This is a genomic window from Kribbella sp. NPDC050820 (assembly GCF_040653975.1).
Lineage (GTDB): Bacteria > Actinomycetota > Actinomycetes > Propionibacteriales > Kribbellaceae > Kribbella.
In genome coordinates this window covers 185,723-211,094 of the sequence record NZ_JBFAHB010000003.1, presented here as the reverse complement: position 1 = coordinate 211,094, position 25,372 = coordinate 185,723, and the positions used below count along the sequence as shown (strand labels likewise).

21 protein-coding genes are annotated in these 25,372 nt (G+C 69.2%); 9 read left to right on the top strand and 12 right to left on the bottom strand.

Annotation, left to right across the window (positions count from 1 at the left end):
• Positions 1–153 precede the first annotated feature (153 nt).
• Entirely contained in the window at positions 154–3,288 is a 3,135-nt protein-coding gene (locus tag AB0H36_RS04950; protein WP_360516626.1) for a BTAD domain-containing putative transcriptional regulator, read from the bottom strand.
• A gap of 174 nt (positions 3,289–3,462) precedes the next feature.
• On the opposite strand from AB0H36_RS04950, the gene AB0H36_RS04945 reads away from it, so the two are divergent.
• The 3 genes from AB0H36_RS04945 to AB0H36_RS04935 all read left to right on the top strand — a co-directional run bounded on the left by AB0H36_RS04945 (position 3,463) and on the right by AB0H36_RS04935 (position 4,605).
• Positions 3,463–3,828 carry a hypothetical protein gene (locus AB0H36_RS04945; RefSeq protein ID WP_360516623.1) on the top strand — a complete coding sequence of 122 codons (366 nt, stop codon included), beginning with the start codon at positions 3,463–3,465 and terminating at the stop codon, positions 3,826–3,828.
• Between the two features lie 261 nt (positions 3,829–4,089).
• Entirely contained in the window at positions 4,090–4,446 is a 357-nt protein-coding gene (locus AB0H36_RS04940; protein WP_360516620.1) for a hypothetical protein, read from the top strand.
• Positions 4,447–4,470: 24 nt separating this feature from the next.
• Positions 4,471–4,605, top strand: a complete 135-nt coding sequence (locus AB0H36_RS04935; protein ID WP_360516617.1) for a hypothetical protein — start codon at positions 4,471–4,473, stop codon at positions 4,603–4,605.
• 239 nt (positions 4,606–4,844) lie between these two features.
• Here the strand turns inward: AB0H36_RS04935 and AB0H36_RS04930 are convergent, their stop codons facing one another.
• Positions 4,845–5,774: a DUF4394 domain-containing protein gene (locus AB0H36_RS04930; RefSeq protein WP_360516614.1), complete on the bottom strand. Its 930-nt coding sequence runs from the start codon at positions 5,772–5,774 to the stop codon at positions 4,845–4,847.
• A 215-nt stretch (positions 5,775–5,989) separates the two neighbouring features.
• Here AB0H36_RS04930 and AB0H36_RS04925 point away from each other — a divergent pair, with 215 nt between their 5' ends.
• Positions 5,990–6,220, top strand: coding sequence for a hypothetical protein (locus tag AB0H36_RS04925; protein WP_360516611.1), 231 nt, complete (start codon positions 5,990–5,992; stop codon positions 6,218–6,220).
• A 798-nt stretch (positions 6,221–7,018) separates the two neighbouring features.
• Here AB0H36_RS04925 and AB0H36_RS04920 read toward each other — a convergent pair.
• The 5 genes from AB0H36_RS04920 to AB0H36_RS04900 all read right to left on the bottom strand — a co-directional run bounded on the left by AB0H36_RS04920 (position 7,019) and on the right by AB0H36_RS04900 (position 13,082).
• Positions 7,019–8,527, bottom strand: a complete 1,509-nt coding sequence (locus tag AB0H36_RS04920; protein ID WP_360516608.1) for a lytic murein transglycosylase — start codon at positions 8,525–8,527, stop codon at positions 7,019–7,021.
• A 209-nt stretch (positions 8,528–8,736) separates the two neighbouring features.
• On the bottom strand, positions 8,737–9,306 hold the full coding sequence (locus AB0H36_RS04915; protein ID WP_360516605.1) for a hypothetical protein: 570 nt from the start codon (positions 9,304–9,306) through the stop codon (positions 8,737–8,739).
• Positions 9,307–9,333: 27 nt separating this feature from the next.
• Positions 9,334–10,239 carry a GIY-YIG nuclease family protein gene (locus AB0H36_RS04910; RefSeq protein WP_360516602.1) on the bottom strand — a complete coding sequence of 302 codons (906 nt, stop codon included), beginning with the start codon at positions 10,237–10,239 and terminating at the stop codon, positions 9,334–9,336.
• A gap of 10 nt (positions 10,240–10,249) precedes the next feature.
• Positions 10,250–11,032: an META domain-containing protein gene (locus AB0H36_RS04905; RefSeq protein WP_360516599.1), complete on the bottom strand. Its 783-nt coding sequence runs from the start codon at positions 11,030–11,032 to the stop codon at positions 10,250–10,252.
• 139 nt (positions 11,033–11,171) lie between these two features.
• Complete coding sequence (locus tag AB0H36_RS04900; protein ID WP_360516596.1) at positions 11,172–13,082, bottom strand: family 43 glycosylhydrolase; 1,911 nt, start codon at positions 13,080–13,082, stop codon at positions 11,172–11,174.
• Positions 13,083–13,341: 259 nt separating this feature from the next.
• Here AB0H36_RS04900 and AB0H36_RS04895 point away from each other — a divergent pair, with 259 nt between their 5' ends.
• Entirely contained in the window at positions 13,342–16,344 is a 3,003-nt protein-coding gene (locus tag AB0H36_RS04895; RefSeq protein WP_360516593.1) for a PQQ-dependent sugar dehydrogenase, read from the top strand.
• A 98-nt stretch (positions 16,345–16,442) separates the two neighbouring features.
• A complete protein-coding gene (locus tag AB0H36_RS04890) occupies positions 16,443–17,729 on the top strand; it encodes an esterase-like activity of phytase family protein (RefSeq protein ID WP_360516590.1) in 1,287 nt (428 codons plus the stop codon).
• On the opposite strand, the gene AB0H36_RS04885 is transcribed toward AB0H36_RS04890, so the two are convergent.
• The 3 genes from AB0H36_RS04885 to AB0H36_RS04875 form a co-directional block, all read right to left on the bottom strand.
• Positions 17,719–18,378 carry a DUF998 domain-containing protein gene (locus AB0H36_RS04885; RefSeq protein WP_360516587.1) on the bottom strand — a complete coding sequence of 220 codons (660 nt, stop codon included), beginning with the start codon at positions 18,376–18,378 and terminating at the stop codon, positions 17,719–17,721. The genes AB0H36_RS04890 and AB0H36_RS04885 overlap by 11 nt on opposite strands.
• A gap of 125 nt (positions 18,379–18,503) precedes the next feature.
• On the bottom strand, positions 18,504–18,974 hold the full coding sequence (locus tag AB0H36_RS04880) for a GNAT family N-acetyltransferase (protein WP_360516585.1): 471 nt from the start codon (positions 18,972–18,974) through the stop codon (positions 18,504–18,506).
• Positions 18,964–20,358, bottom strand: coding sequence for an MFS transporter (locus AB0H36_RS04875; protein ID WP_360516583.1), 1,395 nt, complete (start codon positions 20,356–20,358; stop codon positions 18,964–18,966). The genes AB0H36_RS04880 and AB0H36_RS04875 overlap by 11 nt, the downstream gene beginning before the upstream one ends.
• 98 nt (positions 20,359–20,456) lie before the next feature.
• Between AB0H36_RS04875 and AB0H36_RS04870 the strand changes: the two genes are divergently transcribed.
• Together AB0H36_RS04870 and AB0H36_RS04865 are read left to right on the top strand one after the other, a co-directional pair.
• On the top strand, positions 20,457–21,059 hold the full coding sequence (locus tag AB0H36_RS04870) for a TetR/AcrR family transcriptional regulator (RefSeq protein ID WP_360516580.1): 603 nt from the start codon (positions 20,457–20,459) through the stop codon (positions 21,057–21,059).
• A gap of 16 nt (positions 21,060–21,075) precedes the next feature.
• Positions 21,076–22,206: an aminotransferase class I/II-fold pyridoxal phosphate-dependent enzyme gene (locus tag AB0H36_RS04865; protein WP_360516577.1), complete on the top strand. Its 1,131-nt coding sequence runs from the start codon at positions 21,076–21,078 to the stop codon at positions 22,204–22,206.
• A gap of 9 nt (positions 22,207–22,215) precedes the next feature.
• Here AB0H36_RS04865 and AB0H36_RS04860 read toward each other — a convergent pair whose 3' ends face one another.
• Complete coding sequence (locus AB0H36_RS04860; RefSeq protein ID WP_360516574.1) at positions 22,216–23,571, bottom strand: MFS transporter; 1,356 nt, start codon at positions 23,569–23,571, stop codon at positions 22,216–22,218.
• Between the two features lie 111 nt (positions 23,572–23,682).
• Between AB0H36_RS04860 and AB0H36_RS04855 the strand changes: the two genes are divergently transcribed.
• The gene (locus tag AB0H36_RS04855) at positions 23,683–24,900 is read left to right on the top strand and encodes a pyridoxal phosphate-dependent aminotransferase (RefSeq protein ID WP_360516571.1); all 1,218 of its coding nucleotides are present in this window, start codon (positions 23,683–23,685) and stop codon (positions 24,898–24,900) included.
• Here AB0H36_RS04855 and AB0H36_RS04850 read toward each other — a convergent pair.
• Positions 24,854–25,315: an EVE domain-containing protein gene (locus tag AB0H36_RS04850; RefSeq protein WP_360516568.1), complete on the bottom strand. Its 462-nt coding sequence runs from the start codon at positions 25,313–25,315 to the stop codon at positions 24,854–24,856. The genes AB0H36_RS04855 and AB0H36_RS04850 overlap by 47 nt on opposite strands.
• Positions 25,316–25,372 lie beyond the last annotated feature (57 nt).

The following is a 25,372-nucleotide window of genomic DNA, read 5'->3' as shown; positions in this document are numbered from 1 at the left end:
CCTCACCGGCTCTCTCGCAGTGGTGTTATCCACGCCGGCGCTCTCGGGACGACGACGCCTCGTCGCGCGGGCAATTGCTAATCGATGCAAGCACAGCTGTGAGGAGACGGGGGCAGGACCGTTGACGGGGCCGTCCGTGGTCGCTGCGGTCGGTTACGTGTCCTGGTCGGCTGTTGGTGGCCGCGCTGCACGCGGGTGGCGGTGCTCGGCGGGCTCGTGATCGCCGTCGCGCTCTGGTTCATCACCGCTCTTTGCAGGCCTGTCGGTTCGTGCTCGGGGCGATTGTGCCAGGTGGGTGGCGCTCGTGGCCTGGACGCCCTCGACCGCGTCCAGAAGGGCGCGGACCTTGGTCGCTTCGGGTACGTCGAGTTCGGTGTGGATGTCGAGGGCCACCAGCCAATGATGGCGGGCCTTGTCGGCCGAGCGTCCATGGTAGGCGTGCGCCAGGCCGTCGTACGCCCGGGCCTGCTGGTACCGGGCACCGACACCACGGGCGACCACCAGAGCCTCCTCGTGGTGCGTGCATGCCTCGTCCGGCCGGCCGGCCATCTGGGCGGTGTATCCAAGGTTGTTCAGGGTCTCCGCCTCACCGAGGCAGAGGCCGTGCCGACGTCGCAGGTCGAGGGCCTGGTGCAGGTGGTCGAGCGCCAGGTCCAGCTGATGTCGTTGCCGGTAGAGGCAGCCGAGGCTGTCCAGGGTGGCGGCCAAGCAGTCACGGTTACCGGTCTGCCTATGGACCGCCGCCGCCTGCTGGAGCAGCGCGAGCGCATGCTCGTCCCGGCCGAGGAGTCGGCAGACCTCACCGAGCCTCTGGGCGGCCCGGGCCTGACCGTCCCGGTTGCCCAGCCGGCGGTGCAGCACGAGCGCAATTCCGAGATGCTCGAGCGCCTCGTCGTACTGTCCCAGCCGAGCCTGGATGCCGCCGAGGGCATGACGGGTGCGAGCCAGGTTGAGCATGTCGCCGAGCTGACTGTAATTGGACAGGGCCCGTCGGCAGAGGTCGAGCGACTCGTGATACTGATCGGCGGCCAAGCTGACCAGACCGAGGCTGTACAGCACGTGTGCCTCGCCCGCTGGGTCGTCGATCCGGTCGTACAGCACGAGAGCCTGCCGCAGCAGTTCCCTGGCCGACTCGATCAGGCCCCACCGGGCATGGACGCTGGCGAGATAGCGCAGCGCGTCCGCCTGCCCATGGTCGTCGCCACACCGGCGGGCCGCCGCCTGGGCGTGCCCGTGCAGGCGCTCCGCGTCGGCGAACAGCCCCTGGCTGTCGAGGTGCCGGAACAGGATGCGGGACAGGTCGACGGCATGCGCCGGCCAGCCGTCGGTCGCCCGGGCCGCCACCGCCAGCAGGTTCGTCCGTTCCCGGCCGAGCCATTCGGCGGCGGTCGCCGGATGGTCCAGGCCAGGAACGCTGCTTGCCCGGTAGAGCCTGGTCGGCAGCCGGCCTGCCGACGGGTGGCAGGCTGCGGTCGCGGACCGAGCGGAGCCGGAGTAGTGGTCGAACAGCCTGGTCAGAGCGGACCGGCGGGAGGACTCGCTCTCGTCCTCGGCGGCGGCGGTCGCGGCGTATGCGCGGATCAGGTCGTGCAACCGGTACCGGTCCGGCCGCGGACTCTCCAGCAGATGTACGTCGACCAGTTCTTCCAGCAGCCTGCTCGTCTCCGACAGCGGCGTGTCGGCCAACGCGGCGGCGGCATGACAGTCGAGGTCCGGCCCCGGGTGCAGGCCGAGCAACCGGAACACCCGTCGCTGGTCGGCGGCGAGCTTGCCGTACGACAGACCGAACGCGGCGGCCACACTGCTCCGCCCGGCCACCAGCTCACCAAGCCGGGTCCGCTGGTCGCGGAGCCTGTCGGCCAGGTGGGCCATCGTCCACGCAGGGCGGGCGCGGAACCGTGCGGCCGCAATCCGAACCGCCAACGGCAGCCTTCCGCACATATCGACGATCTGTTCGACCGGATCACCCGGGGCAGTCTCACCGGCGATCCGGTTGAACAGGCCGATGGCCTCCACCGACCCGAGAACGTCCAGCGACAGCAGCCGAGCACCGTCCAAGCCGGTGAGCCGCCGTCGGCTGGTTGTCAGCACGAGGCACCGGCCTGCGCCGGGCAGCAACGGCCGCACCTGCTCTTCGCTGACGGCGTTGTCCAGCACGATCAGAACCTGCCGCCGCGCGAGTTCGCTGCGGTACAGCGCCGACCGCTCAGGCAACGAGTGCGGGATCTGGCTGCCGGCACAGCCGAGGGCCCGGAGCATCCGGTCGAGTGCCTCCTCCGGATCGACTGGCCTGCCGCCGTCAGAGCCGCCGTGCAGGTCGACGAAGAGCTGCCCGTCAGGAAACTCGCGGGCGAGCCGGTGGCTGGCCCGGACCGCCAGCGCCGTCTTGCCGACCCCGGCCATGCCGTCGATCACGATCACCGCCGGCAGGCCATGGTCGCGAGAACCCTTGAGCAGCGCGGTCAGCTCTGCCGCACGACCGGTGAACGTGGGCAGGTCGGCCGGCAGTTGGGCCGGCGGAGCAGCCGGACGTACGGCGTCCGGCCGGCAGTCGCCGCGCAGCAGTGACTGGTGCACCGTCCGGAGCTGCGGCCCCGGTTCGATGCTGAGCTGTACGGCCAGCATCTTGCGGGTCTGTTCGAACAGTTCGATCGCGTCGGCGGTCCGGCCAGTCCGGCCCAGCGCCTCCATCAGCAGGCCGACCAGGCGCTCCCGGAGCGGGTATGCGGCGACCATCTCGGTCAGCTCAGCGACCAGACTTGGTCCCTCACCCAGCCGGAGTGCCACGTCGTACTGCTCTTCCTGGCCAGCGAGCCGCAGTTCGGTGAGCGCCGCTGCGGTCGCGGCCGTGCTGGCAGTGGGTGACGTGTCGGCGAGCGGCTCGCCCCGCCACAACCGGTCGGCCTGGCGGTAGGTAGCCAGGCTGTCGTCCAGTGCGCCGGTCCGTGCCGCGGACCGTGCGGCGGTGAGCAGTCGCTCGAATCGCCAGCGGTCCAGTTCCTGCTCGTCCACCCGCAGCAGGTATCCCGGCCGGCGGGTGACCAGCCGGTCGGCAGCCGACGCGGCGCGCAGTGCCCGGCGTAGGCGGGAGACGTACCCGTGGACAAGGTCTCGCGGCTCGGCCGGCGGCTGCTCGGGCCACAGCTCGTCCACCAGCCGGTCGACGCTGACCAGGGTGTTCGGCGAGCAGAGCAGCAGCGCCAGCACCGTCCGGATGCGCGGCGGGCCGATCACCAGTTGCCGGCCCTGCTCACGGGCTTCGAGTGGACCCAGAACCAGGAACTCCATGGCACCCCCCAGGCGCTCTGGGTAGTCATCTTCGTCCATCGGTGCCCGTCCGGCCAGTGGTGGCGAGCCAGGCGACCAGCTTTCAGCCAGGTTCTGACCAGGCGACCACGGCAGCCTGAGCGATGCCGCGCCGCACACCGTGGCGCGGATCCAGCCCTAGGGGAAGGATTTCGGATGCGATCTCGACTACTCGCCGTTGCGGCGGGACTGACCCTCGCCGCGGCAACCCAGGTGGTGCTCGCGGCTCCGGCCAGTGCGGCGTGCGGCCACGACACCCACCCGGACCTGTACAGCGGCGGCGGAATCTACTTCCAGGAGAACGGCACCTACATCCGCACAGGTCCGCACGAGGGCTGTACTGCCTTGGGCATCGGCTATGCGGGCGAAGGTATCGACGTCCACTGCGTCGTGTACAGCGAACACACGAACTGGCAGGTCTGGTTCTTCGTCCGCGACCTCGACGATGGAACCGCCGGCTGGGCACGCCGCAACGACTTGCGCATCCCCAACACGGTCACCGTCCCGTTCTGTGTTCAGTGATCCTGCGATGAGGCGGACCGGCGGTCGCCCGGCGGCCGCCGGTCCTGATGTCTGCACGGCACTATCCAGTCCGCAGATGGACAGTGCGGCGACGGAGTGCTGCGGTCCTGCACGGCACAACCACAGGTCGTCGCACCAAGGCCGCCCTGACCGCCAACAGTCGCACCGAAATGACAGTGATTCCCCGGACGCGGCAGGCCGGTCCTGATCCTTAGCCTGCAAGGACGGGGCCCGTGACACGGGTCGGGGGGAGGATTCGACATGTGCAAGAAGGTGTCGGCCGCATTGTCTGCGCTAGCAGTCGTGTATGGCATTACCACCACGGACGTGCCGGCGGCGCAAACTGCGACCACCGGCAGGGTCTCCGTCGTCTACGGGAACTGGAACTGCCCGAACGGCGGCAAGGTCACCGCGATCCAGGCGTCGAACGCGGGCCTGTGGAAGACGAACTGGGACCGGGGCGATGCCGTCATCACCCCGAAGGTGCACTTGGGTCAGAGCAACACGATCAACGCAAACCTCTACTGCAGCGCAACGCGGGCACGACGCGGCGTGTACGTGTACGCCACCAACCGCACCTTCACACCCACGGCGAACGATCAGACATTCTGGCTGTGATCCTTGCCCGCGCTCAGGTGGTGGGTGCGCGAGCGGCACCGGCAGCAGCGGATTCTCCGGATCGTGCCGTTGCTGCCGCACGGCAGTGTGTACGTCGACGACGACGTGTCCGGCGTACGGGCCGAGATCGGGACCGGACGTGAACCGGTCGCGGGTTGATCGCGCCGTACCTGATCGTCGCCGAGAGGAACGTGATGTCACTGCCGCCGGAGCCGTGCGGGTTCGAAGACTCGGGCTGTCCACGAAGGAGATCGTCGAGGTCCAGTCGTTGATCGCCGAGAAGATCAACCTTCGCAACGCCATCGAGAATCGCTGACCGTCGAGCAAGCTTTCATGCATGCAAGCTGTCAGCCGTTGCCAGGCTCCGGTGGGGCGCCCGGAGCCTGGGCGGGGCGGGTTCAGCGGGCGAGCGGTATCGCGAGGTCGACGACGCGCGCGTTGCTCGGGAACGAGCCGAGGCGGGTTGCCTTGCCGGTGGTCAGGCCGATGTCGTACAGACGCATACGGCCGCCGGTTTCCAGTACGGCGAAGCCGCGGTTGCCGTCGCGCCGGGTCGAGATGTCGAACCCGGCCCATGGGCCGACGTCGATGGTGAGCTTGCCAGTGGCGGCGAGCAGCCCGGCGTTCGCGGGCGACTGGATGACTACCTGGTCGAGCATGGTGTCGATGTCGAACAGCGTCGTCGCGGTGTTCGGGTCGAGGTCGTTGTTCGTGTACGCCGCGGCCGTCACCTGGGTCGCCGTCGTCGGCGGGGCGGGCGGGACGCCCGGGTAGGCGAGCGTGCCGTCGGTGGCGGTCGTGCCGGCGGCCGGCGTACCGGCGGGGTCGTCGAGGTTGTGGCGCAGGTTCTGGCCGGTGTCGCTGATCACCCGCAGCCGGTTCGCGGCCGGGTTGAAGTCGACGCCGAAGTTCTGGCCGGCCAGCGGGACGGTGAGCTGGGAGACCTTGGTGGTCTGGCCGAAGTTGCGGGTGGTGTTGATGGTGTAGATGCCGCCCCGGTCGCCGACGCCGTACAGCTTGCCGTCCTGGACGCGGTAGTCGATGCCGACCAGGCGCTGGTCGTCCTTCAGTCCCTGGACCTTCGCCGTACGGCGGATCTTCTCGGCAGAGGTGACGCGGAACGTCACCAGGCGACCCTTGTCTGTCAGGCCGACCGTGTCTGAGCTCTGGACCGTCGCGGCCGGTGCCGTCGCGGTCTGCTGCGCTGCCTCTGTCCTGGCGCCGGCCGTGGCCTGTGTTGCGTTGCTGAGGAGCAGGGCTGTTGCGGGTAAGGCGATCGCGGCCAGCGTCGCCGCGAGGACCCGGACGCGTCGTCGTGATTGATGCATGCTGATTCACCCTCTCGATCGCGGCGCCGAACCACCCGGCGCCTCAACCACCTCTTCGACACCGTCCGTCGATCGGATGTGCTCGGGCGGTGTGGTGTCCGATAGACGGCAAGTGGGCTGGTACGTCGAGCCCGGGTGCGGCCGCTGTCACCCGGGAGGGATGAGGTTTGGGCTGCTCCTCGCGTCGAGAATCGACAGCAACTGGAGGAGGCAGCATGTGGTACGTGGTCATGTTCTCCCTGCTGGCGATTCTCTGCGTGGTCGTGGTTCTGATCCGCAATGCTCGCGCGCACGCGCGCGATGACGCCGCCTCGCCGGGGAGGGTCGCCCAGACCCACACCGCGTCGGGACATGCCGCCTCGAGCCACACCGAGGAGGACCGGGCTCGGCGCGAACGCAAGCGCCGGCGTGCACAGTCGAAGGCTGATCGCCGCAAACGCCACTGAATCATTGGCTAGGGCGGGCGTCGCTTGGGCTGACTGGAGCAGATCGACAGGAGGTGTCGCGCGCCGGCGGCGTCACGCACGCTCAGGTGACTGGCCATGCCGCTGTAGTGGGGGTCTACGTCCTGTCGATTTGTACCTCGTGGGTCTGTGGGGAGGATCGTGTGCCCGCACTGACCAGTCGCACTCCCCTAGTCCGCTCCCGGGCGCCGAAGGGCGCAACCCCAGATCGGCTGATCAGAACGTTGCTTGATGCGGCGCTAGTTGCTGTGAGCAACGGCAGTGCGGCGGGCCGGCGGTGGCAGCGATTCGCTGCCGGTGCGTCGGCGAGCCATGCGGTGGAACCGATTCACTGCCCTGCGTCCGCGAACCGTGCGGCAGAAGCGATTCAATGCCCTGCGCCGGCGAACCGTGCGGTTGAACTGATTGACTGCCGGTGCGTTGGCTGCAGCGATTCACCGCCGGTGCGGCGGCGACCAGCGCGGTGGCACCGATTCACCGCCGGTGCGGCGGCGACCAGCGCGGTGGCACCGATTCACCGCCGGTGCGTCGGCGAGGTGTGCGGTGGCACCGATTCACCGCCGGTGCGGTGGAGAGCGCGGTGGGGCCGAGCACTGCCGGGGCGTCGGCGAGGAGCGAGGTGGGACCGGTTCACTGCCGGGTGCGGTGGCGTGGAGCGCGGTGGGATCGGTAGACGGATTGCGTCGGTGGCGGTGCGGGGGTTGGCGGGTCAGCGCTCGGTTGCCGTCGGTGGGCGGGGGAGCCCGGGGACGGCAAGGCCGAGAGCTGGGTCGTCCGCATCTACCGTGGCTTGCAGGTGTTCTGTGGGGTGCATGGTTTGCGGTTCTTGGTGTCTTGGGGTGGCGACGGGGTTGCGGGATCGTTGGGGCAGGTGTTGGAGGGTTTGTTCGGTTGGGGTTTGGGGGGTTGGGGGCAGGCGGGGCGGGTTAGGACCTGGCCGACTACTTGGCGCATTGCTGGAGCCCAGCCGACGGCGGCTGTTGTCGGCTCCTGCGCCGGGGTTGGAGCGGTGGACGGCGCGGAGGTTCGGTCGGATGGCGCCGGGGTTGGTGAGTCGGCCGACGACCCGGAGTCGGCTGGCGCCGGGGTTCGGTCGGCGGATGGCGCCGGTGAGGGTGAGTCGGTCGGCGACTCGGGGGTGGACGGGTCGGGCACGGAAGGCGCGGGCTCGGTCGCCTTTGGGTCGGACGGCTTCGGGTCGGAGGCCGTCGGGGCAGACGGCTTGGGCTCGGGCGGTCGTGTGGTGTCGGGGTCGGACGGTCGCGTGGTGCTCGGCGTTGATGGCCGGGTCGGATCCGAGGTGGTGGGGCGGGTCGTAGTCGGGGCGGTCGGGCGAGCGGTGGTCGGGGCGGTCGGGCGGGTCGTAGCCGGGGCGGTCGGGCGGGTCGTAGCCGGGGCGGTCGGGCGAGCGGTGGTCGGGGCGGACGGGCGGGTGGTGGACGGGCGGGACGTGGGTGGGGCGGACGGGCGGGTCGTGGGTGGGGTTGGGGTGGTGGGGTTCCAGAGGGGCGGTTTGGTTTGGTTGGTTGGCCAGGGGATGGGGCGCCAGGGGCGTACTGGTGGCGGGGTGGTTGGGTCGGGTGGGAGTAGGTCGCCGGTTGATGGGAGGGCGGTTATCCGGCCGGACTGGTACATGCGGGACAGGGCTAGTACTACGCGGACGTAGGAGGCGGCGTTGTTGTAGCGGCGTACTGCTTGGGCGGCGCGGGCGGGGTTGGTGAGGTTGGAGGTGTTGGTGCAGAGGTATTGGGCGGCGCCTTGGGTGGCGTCGAAGAGGTTGTTGGGGTCGGCGAAGCCGTCAGCGTTGGCGTCGGCGTTGACCGCGCGCCAGGTGGTCGGGATGAACTGCATCGGGCCGACCGCGCGGTCGTAGGTGGTGTCGCCGTCGAGGGCGCCGTTGTCGGTGTCGCGGATCAGGGCGACGTTCGGGCGACCGTCGAGGGGGATGCCGCGAATCCGGCGGGTCGCCGAGCCATCGGCACGCAGCTGGGCACCGCCGAACCGGCCGTGGTTCGACTCGACCCGGCCGATCGCAGCGAGCAGCGTCCACGGCACCCCGCAGCCGGGGTCGCTGACCGCCAGCCGTGCCTCAGCCTGCTTGTACGCCCGTACCGCGACGTCCGGGATCCCGCTCTCGCCGAGCGTCTTGATCACCGGTGCGCCGGCAAGCACCATCTGCACCGGTTTCGCGACCCGGCCGGGCCCGGCGGGGACCGCCTCCAGCTGCTCCGGTTCGACGTACTCGGCCAGCACCTCGTCCTCGATGAACGGGTCGTAGCGAACGGTCACCGCAGGATCGGAAAGCGGTGCAAACGCCAACCCTGCAAGGGTGACCACCGCGGCGATCGAGCCCCCCAACTTCCAGCGACTCTGGTCGGCCGGCACCCGGCGATGCCGAGCAGGGTGTCGTCGCAGTACAGGTACACGCATGATCCCGATCCCTCCGCCGTTGCTCTCCGAGGTGTTCGGGGCGGGCGGCGGAGCGGATCGGAGGAGGTTCAGCCGGTGATCTGGCCGGCGAGCTTCTCGGCGTCCTTCTGGCTGTAGTTGCCGGTGATCTGGAGCTTGCCGCCGGGGATGGCGGACTGCACGGCCGGTGCGGCGACGACCTGGTTGCGTACGACGATTGCGAGCTGGTTGAGCGGGGTCCGCTGGGTGGCGAGGTCGCCGGTGAGCTTGGCGAAGAGCTGGGCCCCCGAGTCATCAAGTGTCAGGTTCACCAACCACCCGGTGTTCTCGGGCGCCTGCCCGGCCTTCACCTCGGTCACGTGGCTGCCGTCGAGCTCGACCTTGCCGAGCACGTAGTTGAAGCCATCCAGACCGCACACGCTCGGAGACGCGGCCGGCGATGCGCTGTCGCAACCACCTGGCGAAGCCTTCAGCACGCGCCGGAACTGCACTGCGTCAGCAGACGACGGCTTGATCGCTACGGCCGGCGGGTCAGGCTCGTTGGCCAGCCGTACGACGACCACCGCACCGACCGCCAGCACAGCGATCAGGATCAGCACGAGTACGCCGACCAGCACAACCGGACCGCGGCTCCGCTGAGGTGGGACGCCATAAGCCATGACAGCAGATGCTATGCGCCGATGAAGTCACCCACGGAGCAGCCGGGAGGCGAGTTCGGCGTTGCGGTGGGCGAACGCCTGCCAGAGCAGCGGGGTGGCCGCCACCCGATCGCGCGCGACTGCCTCGGAGACGAGACGCTGGGTCCACGTACACATCCGGCCGGCGCGTACCCGGAACTGCACCAACACACCGCCGGCCCATCCGTAGACATCTGCCTCGCGCGGCTCCAGCCAGGACACCTTCTGCTCGGCGACGATCCAGTCGATCGCCGCGATCTCCTCCTGCAACTTCGCCGCGAACTCGAACCGGAGCTCGGCGGCCGCGCGATCCCGCCGCCGTTCCAGCTCACCCCGTACTTCGTCGACTGCCGCAGGTTCACGTTCGAGTACGGCGATTGCCGTGCGAGCGAGCGTCTCCCGATCGGCCGCGCCGACCCCGAGCAGTTCGGCGAACTCGCGCGCCGAACCCTTCGTCGTACCCGCGTAGGTCAGCGGCAGCACCCGATGGAGCGCGGACAGCGCCAGCCGGACCTGGACCCCGCCGAGGTAGGGGCCGAAGTGCGGCGCCGGCCCGGTGGGCACATGGGTGAACCGCAGCTCGGACCGCTGAGGGCCTTCGTCGTACCGGATGTAGCCGACGACTTCCTGACCGCCTTTGGTCCGGTTCCAGCGCGGTTTGGAGTGCTCGAGCAGGTTGCGTTCCAGCCAGGCCGCCTCGTGCGCCGAGTCGCACCACACGCCCTCGACCCGGTCGATGCGCTCCACCATCCGGCGCAGCCGCGGCCGGTCCCCGAGGTTCGTCCAGTACGACTGCACGCGTCGGCGCAGGTTCACCGCGCGTCCGACGTACAGCACCTTCCCGGTCGCATCCCGGAACCGGTAGACGCCCGGCCCCACCGGGAGGCTTCGTGCCGCAGTCCGTGCCGAACTCACCCGGTCATTGTCACTTGCCGGCGACCAGATCGAGCCCGACCGTGCCGTCGGCCCGCCGAAGTTCCATGCGGTCGTGGTCGATGGTGTAGGTGAGTTTGCCCTTCAGCCTGGCCAGTACGGCGTCCTGCAGCCGAAGCGCCTCGCCCGAACAGCCCTCGTTGGTGACGATCAAGTCCCCGAAGGTCAACGTGGTGCCGCTCTGCGTGACCGTGCCGTGGAACTGGTTACAGCTGGTCGTCCCACTGACCTTGCCGCCGACGATGGTGAGGGTGGCCGGCGGCACGCTGTAGTAGTGGTCGACGATCTCCTTCGTCACCAGGCCGTCGACGTTCCAGATCGTCCCGGCGAGCGGAACGTCGGGTTCGACGACCTCCCGGTCCTGCAGCACGATCGTCGTACTCCCCCGGGTGATGGTGAGGCGGTCGCCCTCGACCTTCCAGGTGGGGCCCTCCGACAGCAGCTCCCCAAACCATTTCTCCTGAGCGTCCACGGCCGCACCGCAGCTCATCTCGGTCCCGCCGTACGCCGTCATCGCCAGCGTGCCGCCGTTGAGCGAGGCCTCGCCGCCCATCTGGTTACACCCGGCATGGAAGCCCAGCGTGCCGTCCCTCGTGAAGTCGAGTCGGAGTCGTGTCCCGCGAACGAGCTGCTTGTCCTTGCCGTCCTCGGTGACCCGCACCGACAGGTACGACGTACCAACCGGTGAGCCGGTGGTGTCACCGGCTGCCCCCACCTCGTTACCGCAGGCGGTCAATGCCATCCCTGCCAGCAGCACCAGCCCCAGGATCTTCATACTCCGAGGACGTCAGACGGACCCCGTTCGTTGCATGACCCGATCGTGTGATGGGATCTGTGGCTGGGTTCCCCGGGTCGTCGGGTTACCGTCCAGGCGCAGGTCGCCCGCTCGGGGAGCGTCCCGGGGAACCCACCACTCAGTTCTTCGCGACCATCAGCCAGCTGACCTGGATGTCGGGGGCGCGGGTCGGGGCGATGGTGACGGTGAGCTTCCCATCGGCGCCCACTTCACCGGCGTACGACGCTGCCGTCGGCGTCGCCGTGAACAGGCGCTCGGTGTCGACGACCGTGCCGTTGACCGAGACCGAGGCGGCGCGATTCGCCCACGGCCAGGGGTCGTAGTAGCCGGCGTGGACTGTGTAGCTGCCGGGTTCCAGACCGCCGAAGGTGTAGACGAGCGGCTCGTGATTCTTGGCGTAACGCAGTGTCGTGTAGAGATCACCGGTGCCGGAAGGCGCGCTGGAACCGGTGTATCCCCAGGTAGTCCCAGTAGCTGGGTCCGTCCCCAGCGGTTGCTCGGGAGCGGAGTTCAGCAACGGCGAGGCGACCTCGGCCAGACGGGTCCAGTCCGGCGTGGCGGTGCCGCCGGCGTTCACGGCGTACCGCAGACCGCGCGGGACGACGACCACGGACCGGGTGAAGGTCCGCCCATCGGCAAGTGTCCCCTTCAGTTGCGCCGGACCGGGCTGCGCGATCGAGGCCGCGTCCCAGGTGACGCCGACCTGCGACGAGCCGCGAGCCGTGGTCACTGTGACGGTGCTGGGCAGCGTGCTGGTGTCGTTGAGCCACACGTGGTCCGGGATGGCCGACGTGACAGTCCAACGTGTGTAGGGCTGCAGATCCTTGAGCGTCCACTCCTGGTCCGGGCCGATCGTCAGCGCACCGCCCTCGCCGAAGCTCATCGGCATCCACACGTACGGCGCGTTCGCAAGGTCACTCGGTGTCCACCGGTCACCCATGAAGACGAACTTGTTGTGCTTGCGGTCGACCGGGATCACGTTGGTGCTCTGCGACCGGTACGTGTTCGCCGCCCCGGCGCCCGGCACCGGGTTCCCGCGATCGGTGAACTGGCCGAGGATGTTCTGCGAGGTCGCGTACCGCGCCGGGTTCGGGTCCCAGCCGGTCGCGCCCGACGTCACCAGGTAGTAGGTCCCCTCGGACTTGAACATCGCTGGCGCCTCGCGCTGGTTGCACGGCAGTGTCCGGACGAAGTCCTTGCCCTGTACGGCGTTCTCCGGCGCGGCGGACAGGTACGTGTAGGACTTGTTCAGCCTGGAGATGTACATCGTCCGGTTCTCCTCGGACGAGTAGATGATGTAGCCGGTGCCGTCGTCGTCCACGAACAGGTTCATGTCCCGGGCCATCCCGCCGGCCGGGTCGAACGCGGACGAGGTGCCGCACCACGGCACCGAGTCGCTCGGAACCCGGTTCAGCCGGTAGGAGTCGATCCAGCGGAACGGGCCGACCGGCGAGTCCGCGATCGCGACACCTGCCTCGGCCCGGGCGTACGTCGAGGTGCTCGTCGGCGACGACGGCCCGTCGGAGTGCACCCACATCACCCACTTGCCGGTGGCCTCGTTGTAGATCACCTTGGGCCGCTCGAGGATCGACGGCCGCGCCCAGCCGTCCTCGCGGACGCTGTTGGTCGACAGGTCACGCCACACGATCTCCTTCTGCGCGGCCGTGTATCCCTTGTAGAGCTTCGCGAAGTACTTGTCGTTCTCGAACTGGTCGACCGAGCTCAGCGCACGCAGCGCGAGACCCTCGTCCTTCCAGTTGTAGAGGTCGTACGACGAGTAGACGTGCACGCCGGGGCTGTCGAAGTACCCCTCGCTGCGGTCCTCGCCGTACCAGTAGTAGATCCGTTGTCCCCGGTTGTCGGTCGCCGGCACGACCTGACCGCCGTGGGCCTGGACGACCTGCCCGTTGGTGTCGAGCCACGGCTGTCCCGGGCGGAAGGACTCGTACTTCTCGGACGCTGCGGCGGGGGCGGCACCGGCGACCGGGACCAGCAGGATCGCCAAGGCTGCAACGGCTGTTCGGAACATCGTGACTGTCTCCTCACCAGGCGAAAACGTGCGCCTCAATCTGCTGCGCCGACCTCGTGACTTCAACGGTCCGTACACGTTCGAACACAGTCGATCCGCTCAGAACTCTTCCCGGTAACCGTTTCAAACGGGGTCTTGCTCCGCGGCTGGATCGTGCCGCATGCTGTCGGCCAGTCCGCGCGCTCACCTGTGGGGGATGGGGCCGGGCGGGTGAGGACTATCTTGGCCTGGGGGCTCCATCATGTTTTCCGCCAGAAGAATGCTGGCCGCAGTGTGCGTGCTGTTGCTGGCGCCGGTGACGACGATCGAGCCGGCACGCGCTGCAGTCGCGCCGACCGGTTTCAGTGAGCAGGTCGTGTTCGGCGGGCTGACGGACCCGACGAACGTCGCGTTCTCCGCGGACGGCCGGGTCTTCGTCGCCGAGAAGAGCGGACTGGTCAAGGTCTTCGACTCGCTCGACGACAGCACCCCGAGCGTGTTCGCCGATCTGCGCACGAAGGTCTACAACTACTGGGATCGCGGCCTCCTCGGCCTGGCCCTGCACCCTGACTTCCCCGCCGACCCGCGCGTCTACGTCCTCTACACGTACGACGGGCTGATCGGCGGCACCGCCCCGAAGTGGGGAACTGTTGGCGGAACCAACGACCCGTGCCCGTCGCCGCCCGGCCCGACCGGTGACGGCTGCCAAGCCAGCGCCCGGTTGTCCGTGCTGACGCCGAACGGCACGGCCGTCGCCGAGCAGGTGCTGATCGAGGACTGGTGCCAGGTGTTCCCGAGCCACTCGATCGGGTCGATCGAGTTCGGTCCGGACGGCATGCTCTACGCGGGCGGCGGCGACGGCGCGAACTTCAACTACGCCGACTACGGCCAGGACTCCCTCCAGTCCTCCGACATCACGCCCGACAACCCGTGTGCCGACCCGCCGTCGCCGACCGGCACCGCGCTGACCCCGCCGACGGCCGAGGGCGGTGCGTTGCGCGCCCAGGACATCCGCACCAGCGGCGACCCGGCCACGCTCGACGGATCGATCATCCGGATCAACCCCGACACCGGCCTGGCCGCGCCCGGCAACCCGATGCTGAGCAGCCCGGACCTGAACGCGCGCCGGATCGTCGCGCACGGTCTGCGCAACCCGATGCGCTTCGACTTCCGCCCCGGCACCAACGAGCTCTGGGTCGGCGACGTCGGCTGGAGCGCGTGGGAGGAGATCAACCGAATCGTCAGTCCGACCGCGGGCGTGACCAACTTCGGCTGGCCCTGCTACGAGGGCTCGGCCAAGCAGAGCGGGTACGACGCGAACGACCTGAGCATCTGCGAGAACCTGTACGCCGCCGGTTCGTCGGCGGTGGCAGCGCCGTACTACGCCTACCACCACTCCCAGAAGGTCGTGGCCGGTGAGAGCTGTGGCACCGGCAGTTCGTCGCTCACCGGGATGTCCTTCTACGAGGACGGAAACTACCCACCGGAGTACGACGGCGCGCTCTTCTTCGCCGACTACAGCCGAAAGTGCGTCTGGGCGATGCTGCCCGGCGCCGACGGCTTGCCCGACCCGGACGAGACCGTCACGTTCGCCTCGGGCTACGGCACCACCAGGCTGCAGACCGGGCCGGGCGGCGACATCTTCGCCGTCGACTACGACAACGGCCGGATCATCCGCTACGTCTACAACGGCACCAACAACCCGCCGACCGCGATCATCAACGCGGACCCGACCTCCGGCCCGAGCCCACTCACGGTCACCTTCGACGGCACCGCCTCGAACGACGCCGACGGCGACGCGCTCAGCTACGCGTGGGACCTCGACGGTGACGGCCAGTACGACGACTCGACCGCAGCGACCGTGCAGTACACGTACACGGGCAGTCGCACTGTGACTGCCAGACTGCGGGTGAGTGACGCCCAGGGCGGCATCGGCACCGCGACGACCGAGATCGACGTGGCCAACGGCCCGCCGACCGCGACCATCACCGCACCGACCCCATCGACGAAGTGGAAGGTCGGCGACACGATCAGCTTCGCCGGCACGGCGACCGACGCCGAGCAGGGCACATTGCCCGGGTCGGCGCTCACCTGGGCGCTGATCATGAACCACTGCCCGAGTGACTGCCACGCGCACCAGATCACCACGATGACCGGGAGCAGCGGCACGTTCACGGCACCCGATCACGAGTATCCGTCGTACCTGGAGCTCAAGCTCACCGCCCGGGACGCCGGCGGGCTGACCAGCGTGAAGAGTGTGCGGCTGGATCCGCAGACCGTCGGCCTCACCTTCGCGACCCAGCCGGCCGGCATGAAGGTCACGTACTTCTCGAAGACGGTGGGCACGCCGACGACCAGTACGGCGATCGTCGGGTCGAACGGATCGCTGTCCGCCGACCTGCTGCAGCCGTCGGCCGGCAAGCTCTACCGGTTCGCGTCCTGGTCCGATGGCGGCGCGCGGAACCACAACTTCACCGCGCCGGCCACGCCGACGACGTACACGGCGACGTACGTCGCGAAGCGGAACCTGGCGCTCAACCGACCGGTGGCCGTCTCCAGCGTCTACACCGCGGGACGTGAAGGACCGAAGGCGGTCGACGGGTCGATGACGACGGCGTGGTCGAGTGCGCGGAGCGATCCGCAGTGGCTGCGGGTCGACCTCGGCTCGGTGAAGCTGGTCGACCGCGTGCTGCTCAGCTGGCTGGGGTCGGCGTGGGCGAAGTCGTACCAGATCCAGGTGTCCGGGAGTGGGCGGACGTGGAAGACCGTCTACTCGACCACGGCCGGGGACGGCGGCACCGACAGCCTGACGTTCACCCCCAATTACGCCAGGTACGTGCGGATCAACGCGACGGCCCGGGGTGTCGCGGGGAGCTACTACTCGCTGTGGGAGTTCGGGGTGTTCCAGAACGCCGGCCCGATCAGCGGGATCGGCGGGAAGTGCGTCGACGTCTACCAGGCCAACTCGGCCGACGGGACGCCGACGGTGCTGTACACCTGCCACAGCAACGCGAACCAGCAGTGGACCCAGTTCGAGGACGGCACCATCAGGGCGCTGGGCAAGTGCCTGGACGCCCGCGGTACGGCGCTTCGCACACCGGCTGTCCTGTGGACCTGCGACGGCAGCGCAGGCCAGAAGTGGCTGCCACGCCCGAACGGCACGCTCATCAACGTCCGCGCCGCCCAATGCCTCGACGCCACCGGCGGCTCCAGCGCCAACGGCACCCGCCTGATCCTCTACACCTGCCACTCCTCCCTCAACCAGAAGTGGGTCCTGCCGTAACCACATCACGACCCGTCGTTGGGGTGGTGTTCGGTCCGGGGCCAGCAGGTGTTCACCTGCGGCGAGGAATGTCGCGGTGACGTTCCAGGGAGGGACCCATGATGCGACGGTTGGTTGTGGTGGGCGCGGCGGCTGTGGTCGCGACGGCTTTGGTGGCGGGTGGCGCCCAGGCTGCGAGCCCGGAAGCGCAGGTCGTCGGTACGGCGACGCTGCCGGACATCCCGCTGGCGGCGTTCTCCAACACGTTGCTGCCGGGCAGTGTCGCGAACGACCGGAGCGTCGACCTCGGCGGGATCGGCAGCGACCTGTTCCCCGCCGGGCGGCCGGGTGAGTTCTGGACCGTCACCGACCGCGGCCCGAACGGCCAGATCAAGATCGACGGCGTCAACCGCCGTACCTTCCCGGTGCCCGGCTTCGACCCGGCGATCGTCAAGGTGAAGGTCTCCGGCAGCAAGCTGCAGGTGCTGACCGCGATCCCGATCACCACCCGCCACGGCGCGCCCGTGACCGGCCTGTCCAACCAGGTGAGTCGCGACGAGATCCCTTACACGTACGACGCGTCCACCCGGCTGGACCTGAACCCGAACGGGCTGGACACCGAGGGCATCGTCCGGGCGCACGACGGGACGTTCTGGCTGGTCGACGAGTACAGCCCGTCGCTCGTACACGTGTCGGCGCGCGGCATGGTGCTCGCCCGGTACGTGCCGAAGGGCCTGTCGCTGACCGGCGCCGACTACCCGGTGATCGAGGCGCTGCCGTCGATCTTCCTGACCCGCAAGGGCAATCGCGGCTTCGAGGGTCTCGCGCAACTGCCCGGCGGTGATCTGGTGCTGGCGTTGCAGAGCCCGCTGCTCAACCCGACCAAGGCGGTCGGCGAGGCTTCCCGGACCACGCGCCTGCTGCGCTTCTCGCCGCGCCGCGGGAAGGTCACGGCGGAGTACGGGTACCAGTTCGACCCGGTCGGGGTGGTCGACCCCGGTGAGGACGACACCACGGAGCTGAAGATCTCCTCGGTCGTTGCCGCAGGCCCCGAAACCCTGTTGGTCCAGGAGCGCACCGACAACGCGGCCCGGCTGCAGACCGTCGTCCTCAAGTCCCGCTACGACATCCTCGGCAGCCGCTGGGACGACGCGGCCACGACACCCTCGCTGGAAGCCTCGGCGAACCCGCCGGTGCTGCCGAAGAAGCTGTTCCTCGACCTCAACACGATCCCCGGCGTGCCGAAGAAGATCGAGGGCGTCGCGTTGGTCACCCCGCACACCCTGGCTGTCATCAACGACAACGACTTCGGCATGACCGACGGCCCGGCCGCCTTCGACGCCGCCGGCAACCTCGTCGACAGCGGCGTCGAGACCAGGATGGTGACCATCCGGCTCAGCCGTTGAGCCGCTGGTCGTAGCAGAGCCTGGCGATCCAGGTCCAGCCGAGGATGATGGCGATGCCGAAGGCAACGATGGTGGGGCGGGAGCCGGCGCCGGCGGAGAGGCCGGCGAAGGCGCCGAAGAACAGGATGCCGGTGGCGGCGGAGTAGCGGCTGAAGGCTGTGCGGCCGATGCTGCGGTAGTGCGCGGCGACCACCAGGCAGGCGGCGATCAGGCCGGTGAAGCCGATGGTGCCCGCGACGAAGTGTCCCATGCCGCGGGTGCTGATCTCGGCGTAGTCGGCCGGGGTGCCCGCCGGGAAGCCGGCCGCGGGGTCGGCCGGGAAGATCGCCGCCAGCAGCAGGCCGACGCCGTCCGCGCCGAGCAGTCGGGGTGCCCACGTGCTGCCGCGGCCGGTGAGGGTACGGCGAAGCCCGATCGCGGCGCCGAGCGACAGCAGGCCGCAGACGACGAAGTTCGCGGTCTGGATCCAGCCCGGACCGCCGTTGGCCAGCAGGCTGGCCGGGTGCCGGGTCGGGTCGAACCCCTCGCGGGTGAACGCCTGACCCAGCCAGACGGCGACGTACAGCGGACCCGCCACGATCCCGCCGGTCAGCAGGGCACGGGTGGAGACACGACGGGTGGCCGGAACCGTCAACTCGTTGGTGGTCATCGCAGGGGTCCTTCCAGGTGGTCTGAGGTGGTCCTTCACCCGTGCGTCGATCGACCCCTGCCGAAATCGACACCCCTAGCGAAGAATCTCCAGGTGGCAGCGCCCAAGCCTGGTTCGACGACTTCTCATTGGTCCGCGAGTAGCTTCTCGTAAACCTCGGGGGACCACCCGGCGGCCGTCTTGGTGCGGAGGTTCGCGCCAAGACGGTCGTAGAAGCGGTAGCCGGCCTCGTTCTCCAGGCGCAGGCCCCAGCTGATCGGCATCCGGTCGGGCAGGGCGTGCTTGGCCAGTGCGAGCATCAACTGGCGGCCGACGCCGGCGTCGCGGAACTGCTCCCGGACGTACAAGTCGTCCAGCGCGAGCATGTCGCCACCGACCCAGAGGTACGGGCGGCGCAAGGACGACACATAACCGGCCGGCGTCCCGTCGACCTCGGCGATCAGGACGATCACGTCGTCCCGGCCGAGGAAGCCCTGCCAGTCCCCGACGCCGGCGGTCACGTCCTTCGCCTGGTTCTGGTAGCTGGCGAGCTCGACCAGCATGGTCCGGACGAGCTCGGCGTCGGCGGGCACCGCGCGGCGGATCTCAGTGGGCATGAGCTGCTCCTGTCGAAGGCTTGGCGACCGGTACGACGACCAGCGCGAGAACGGCTGCTACCGCCGCAGTGATCGCGGCGAAGGTGAATCCGCGGCCGAACCCGGTCGTCACGGTCCCGGCGAGGCTGGCTGCCGCGATACTCGACACGACCGCCACCCCGAGCGACGCACCGAACTCGTGGAAGGTGCTCAGGATGCCGGACGCCAGCCCGGCCTCGGTGTAGTGGATCTGCGCGAACGTGGTGGTCGAGGCCGCGACGAAGGCAGCGCCGATACCGCCGGCGCCGAAGCTCGTCCCGATCACGACCATGGCAGCACCCTCCCAGATGGCGGGGACAGCGATGCCGATCGCGGCGATGGTGAGCCCGATCATCGCGACCGGACGGGCGCCGACCTTGCCGATGACCTGACCGGCCACCTGGGCGCCGATGATCGTCAGCACGGCGATCGGCAGGAACAGCAGTCCGGTGCGCAGGGCGCCGTACCCCTCGTAGTGCTGCAGGTAGAACGACCCGAGGAAGAAGACCGCGATCATCAGCGCGGTCGCGACCAGGATCAGGAACGTGCCGGCCGCCACCGGACGGCGGGTCAGGATCCGCAGGTCCATCAGCGGCGAGCTCGCGACCCTCTGCCGCCAGGCGAACAGCGCGTACAGCACGACCGCGCCGGCCAGCGTGCCGAGCGTCGCGGCGGACAGCCAGCCGCGGTCACCGGCGTTGATCAAGGCGTAGATCGCCGTACCCGTGCCCGCCGTGACCAGGATCGCGCCCAGCACGTCGAGCCGGCCCTGGCGCTCGGCCGGACGGTCGGCGGGCAGCATCCGCAGCAGGATCGCGAACACGATCACGCCGATCGGCACGTTCACGTAGAACACCCACTGCCAGCCCGGGCCGGCGGTCAGCACGCCACCGAGCAGCACGCCGATCGCGGAGCCGCCGCCACCGATGGCGGACCAGATCCCGAGCGCCTTGTTCCGCTCGTCGCCGTCGAAGGTCTTGGTCACCGTCGACAGCGCGGCCGGGGACAGCATCGCGGCGCCGATCCCCTGCGCGATCCGGCCGCCGATCAGCAACTCGGCGCTGTTCGCCAGGCCGGTCGCCAGCGAGGCCGCGGTGAACACCGCGAGACCGGCCAGCACGATCGTGCGGGAGCCGAACAGGTCGGCCGCCCGTCCGCCGAGCAGCATCAGGCCGCCGAACATCAGCGTGTAGGCGCTGACCACCCAGGTCAGGGTCTCGCGCTCCAGTCCCAGGTCCGTGCCGATGTGCGGCAGCGCGATCGCCACCACGGTCACGTCCAGGATCAGCATGAACTGCGCTGTCGCGAGCAGTCCCAGCATCCGCCACCGCCGCGGGTCGACCGCGGTGATCTCGGGTTCCGTCATGGTTCGTTCCCTTGTCTCTGCGATTATCTCGAACACTGTTGTTCGACTTAATTGCGCTACCATAACTCGAACAGTGGTGTTCGACAAGAGGAGGCCGGATGCCGGCGAAAGCAGCGAGTACGGCGACCAAGCGGGCCGACGCGCAGCGCAACATCGCGGCGATCGTCGAGGCCGCGACCGTCTGCCTCAGCCGTGATCCGTCCGCGAGCACCAGCGAGATCGCCAAGGCGGCCGGCGTCGGCCGGGTCACTCTCTACGGCCACTTCCCGTCCCGGACCGACCTGGTCGACGCGGTGTTCGTGCACGCGATCGAGGGCGGCGAGGCCGCGCTCGGCCAGGTCGACCTGTCCGGCGACCCGCGCGCGGCGCTCGCCCGGCTGATCGAGTCGAGCTGGCACCTGGTCGACCGGTTCCGCTCACTCCTGATCGCCGCGCAGGACGCGCTCCCGCCGGGCCGGGTCCGCGAACTGCACGCCGACCCGATGGTTCGGGTGGAGCGCCTGATCGAGCGGGGGCGGAAGGAGGGCGTGTTCCGGACCGACCTCCCGACCACCTGGCTGGTCGGGACCATGCACAGCGTCATGCACGGCGCGGCCGAGGAGATCAACACCGGCCGCGTCACGCCCGACAAGGCCGCGGAGTACATCACCGCCACGGTCCTGGCCGCCTTCACCGCACCGGGCGAGCGCGTCCCGAGCTGACGTCCTGGGTACTGCGATGACTGTGCTCAACGTTGCCGACCTGGCGGAGCTGCAGAAGCGGCGGAGCGAGAAGTGGTCCGGCCACGCGCCGGGCGTGATCGCCGCGACGGTCGCGGAGATGGACTTCGACCTCGCCGAGCCGATCGCGCGGGTGCTGCACGACGCGATCGACCGCAGCGACATCGGCTACGCGTTCGAGGTCCCGCAGGCGCTGCAGGACGCGTTCACCGGGTTCGCGAAGCGGCGGCTCGGCTGGACCGTCGATTCGGACCGGATCAGCTTGGTGCCCGACGTGATGGCCGGGCTGATCGAGCTCTGCCTGGCGCTCGCGCCCGGTGGTTCGGTCGGGTTTGCGACGGCGGCGTACCCGCCGTTCATCCAGCAGTTCCCGCAGGCCGGTCTGCGGACGGTGCTGATCCCGCTGCGCACGGACGGCTGGTTCGATCTCGCGCGACTCGAGGCGGAGTTGCGGGACGGTCTGCGGGTGCTCGTGCTCGCGAACCCGCACAACCCGACCGGGCGGGTGCTGCCGCGGGACGAGCTCGCGCAGATCGCCGAGCTCTGCGCGTCGTACGACGCCTGGGTGTTGGCGGACGAGATCCACGCGCCACTGGTCCTGCCGGGCGCGACGCATGTGCCGTGGCTCGAGGTGTCCGACGCGGCGCGCGAGCGCGGGATCTCGCTGACCTCGGCCTCGAAGGCGTTCAACCTCGCTGCGTTGAAGACAGCGCAGGTCGTGACTGCGTCGGATCGCGCACAGGACGTCGTACGGCGCCTGCCGTACACCGCCGAGCAGGCCGGGCTGCTCGGCGTACTGGCCGCCGAGGTCGCGTTTTCGGACTGCGACGACTGGCTGGACGCCGTACTGCGCCAACTGGCCGACAACCGGTCCTACCTCCGCGACAACCTCCCCGACGGCATCACGTGGACCCCACCGGAGGCGACGTACCTCGCCTGGCTCGACTGCCGCGACCTTGATCTCCCCGAGGAGCCCCACGACTTCTTCCTCCACCGCGCGCAAGTCGCCCTCGCACCGGGCCGCGACTACGACCCCTCAGCCTCCGCCTTCGCCCGCCTCAACTTCGGCACCGGCCCCAACCTCCTCCAAGAACTCGTCTCCCGCCTACGCTCAGCCGTCCTCGACTGAGCCGATGCGTCAGGCGGCGGCCAGTTCGGGTTCGGGGGTGGTGGGGAGGGGAGTGACGTCGGCGGTCGGGGTGGCGGCGGCGTCGTACTCGGCGGTCAGGCGGCGGTAGGTCTTGGTGAGGAAGGCCAGCAGGACGACGATCAGCATGATCGCGCTGCCGATGACGAACGTGAGGGCCAGGCCGCGGGCTTGGCCGTCGCCCAGCAGCCAGCCGAAGGTCGAGTGGCCCGGCGTGGAGTTCATGTAGGGGACCAGCAGGAACTGGGCGACCGGGCCGATCACGAAGGCGGCGACCGGGGTCGAGGCCGTCTCGATGCTCTGCGCGAAGCCGAAGATCCGGCCCTGGGTCTCGAACGGGACGACGCGCTGCAGGATGGTCTGCTCGGCCGCCTCGGCGATCGGGATCACCAGCATGAAGCCGAACATCCCCAGCACCAGCAGCGACTGCCACTCGCGGATCGAGATCGTCATCCCGACCACGGCGATCGCGACGTTCGCGATCAGCAGGATCCGCAGCGGCGAGCGGCCCAGGCCGAAGCGGGCCACGAACGCGCCGCCGGCGATGAAGCCGACGCTGGTGACGCCGAGCACGATGCCCCAGGCCTCGACGGAGAACAGCTCCAGGCCGTACGGGTCCATCAGCGTCATGAACACACCCAGGATCAGGTTGTTGAAGGTGCTGAACAGGACCAGCGGGACCAGCCCCGGTACGGCGCGCATCGTCCGCCACGAGCCGCGCAGGTCCAGGTGCTTGCGGTTGTGCCGGGCCGGCGGCGCCTCGTCGATCCGGATCGCCAGCAGCAGGTGACTCAGTACGACGGCCGTCAGCACGACGGCGATCACGACCGTGCCGCCCATCCCCAGGAAGCCGACCGACAGGCCGCTGAGGATGCTGGTGACCAGGTGGGAGACGCCGGTGACCGTGCCGACCATGCCGTTGGCCTTGTCACGCCGATCCTCGGGGACCAGCAGCGTCACGGTCGTCGACAGCGCGATGCTCCGCAACCCGCCCGCCAGGCTGCCGACCAGCACGAACCCGGCGAAGACCCAGAACCAGGGCTTCGACCAGTCGGTGACCGGGACGGCCAGGTAGACCAGGCCGGCGGCGGCGAACGCGACGCCGGTGATCGAGCTGGAGAGCACCATGACGGTCTTCTTGCGGTGCGCGTCGACGATCGCGCCGAAGATCGTGCCGAAGACCGCGCCGGCCAGCATCGAGCTGCCGGAGACGATCGACGCGACCAGCACCGACTCGGTCACCAGGTACACCCAGAACGCCAGCGCGAAGGACAGGAACGTGGTGGTGACGTTGGCGATCAGGGTGTTCGCCAGCAGCCGCTTGAAGGTGCTGTGGTGCTCACTCATGGTGACTCCCAGGTCGTGATCCGCTGTGCTCTCACTGATTCGTCGGATCGGGGGCGCGAGATTTGACACAGTCGGCGGAAAGAATTTCGGCGCGCGGCTAAGGTGCGGTCCATGCCGCCGCTGACCCAGTCCTCCAAGCTCGCGAACGTCTGCTACGAGATCCGCGGACCGGTCCTGGAGGAGGCACAGCGGCTGGAGGCCGCCGGGCACCGGATCCTCAAGCTCAACACCGGCAACCCGGCGCCGTTCGGGTTCGAGTGCCCGCCGGAGATCCTCGAGGACATCGTGCGTAGTCTCGCGGACGCGCACGGTTACGGCGACGCGAAGGGGCTGCCGGCCGCGCGCCGGGCGATCGTGCAGCACTACCAGCCGTGGGGGATCCACCTCGACATCGACGACGTGTACATCGGGAACGGTGTCTCCGAGCTGATCCAGATGGCCGTGCAGGCGCTGCTCGAGGACGGCGACGAGGTCCTCATCCCGGCGCCTGACTACCCGCTGTGGACCGCGGCGGTCGCCCTTGCCGGAGGTACGCCGGTGCACTACCGCTGCGACGAGCAGTCCGACTGGATGCCCGATCCGGCTGACATCGAGCAGAAGATCACCGACCGCACCAAGGCGCTGGTGATCATCAACCCGAACAACCCGACCGGCGCCGTCTACGACCGCGAGCTCCTGGTCCAGCTCACCGACATCGCGCGCCGGCACGGCTTGCTGGTCTACGCCGACGAGATCTACGACAAGATCCTGTACGACGACGTCGTACACACGCCGGTGGCTTCACTGGCTCCCGACGTACTGACGCTGACCTTCAACGGGCTGTCCAAGGCGTACCGGGTGGCCGGCTACAGGTGTGGGTGGATGGCGGTGAGCGGGCCGAAGCACCAGGCGGCGAGCTACCTCGAAGGCCTGACGATCCTGTCGAACATGCGGTTGTGCGCCAACATGCCTGCGCAGCATGCGGTCGCGACCGCGCTCGGCGGGAAGCAGTCGATCAAGGATCTGGTGCTGCCCGGCGGACGACTGCTGGCTCAGCGCGACACGGCGTACGAGCTGCTGACCCAGATCCCGGGGGTGAGCTGTGTGAAGCCGAAGGGGGCGCTGTACGTGTTCCCCCGGCTGGATCCGAAGGTGTTCGGGATCACCGACGACCGGCAGTTCGTGCTCGACCTGCTGCGGGCCGAGAAGATCATGATCGTGCAAGGCACCGGCTTCAACTGGCCCGAACCCGACCACATCCGCATCGTCACGCTCCCCCACAAGGACCAGCTCCACGACGCCCTCACCCGAATCGCGACGTTCCTCGAGAGCTATCGCCAGCGGCCATGACGGCACGCAACTGCTCGAAATCCTCAACCGGCAGCTCGACCAAGCCGCGCCGGAGCTGGTAGCCCCAGTTGGGTGGCCGGGTGAGCTGAAGATCCAGCTCGCGCAGCGGCGCCGGCTCGACCGGCAGGAAGTCGACCTGGCGTCGCCACGGGCGGATGGTGCCGCGGGCGCCCATCGACATCGGCTCGGCCAGGTAGGGCTCGGCGTCGGCGACAATGCCGAGCGCGGTGAACGCGCGGAGTGGCGTCCGGTCGCCGAGGCGGTTGGTCGGGGAGTAGATGACGAAGCCGTCGCCTCGGCGCAGGCGGGCGACGTTCGGCCGCTTGCCGTGATTGAGCTGGATGAAGCTGTGCTGTACGGCGATCCGCGCATGCTCCGCGGACACGACGCCGAGCCAGGCTCGTTCGGGGTTCATGGTGTCAGTCTCCAGGCGGATATCTGACACGGACTGTCTTATATCTGATCGGCTGCG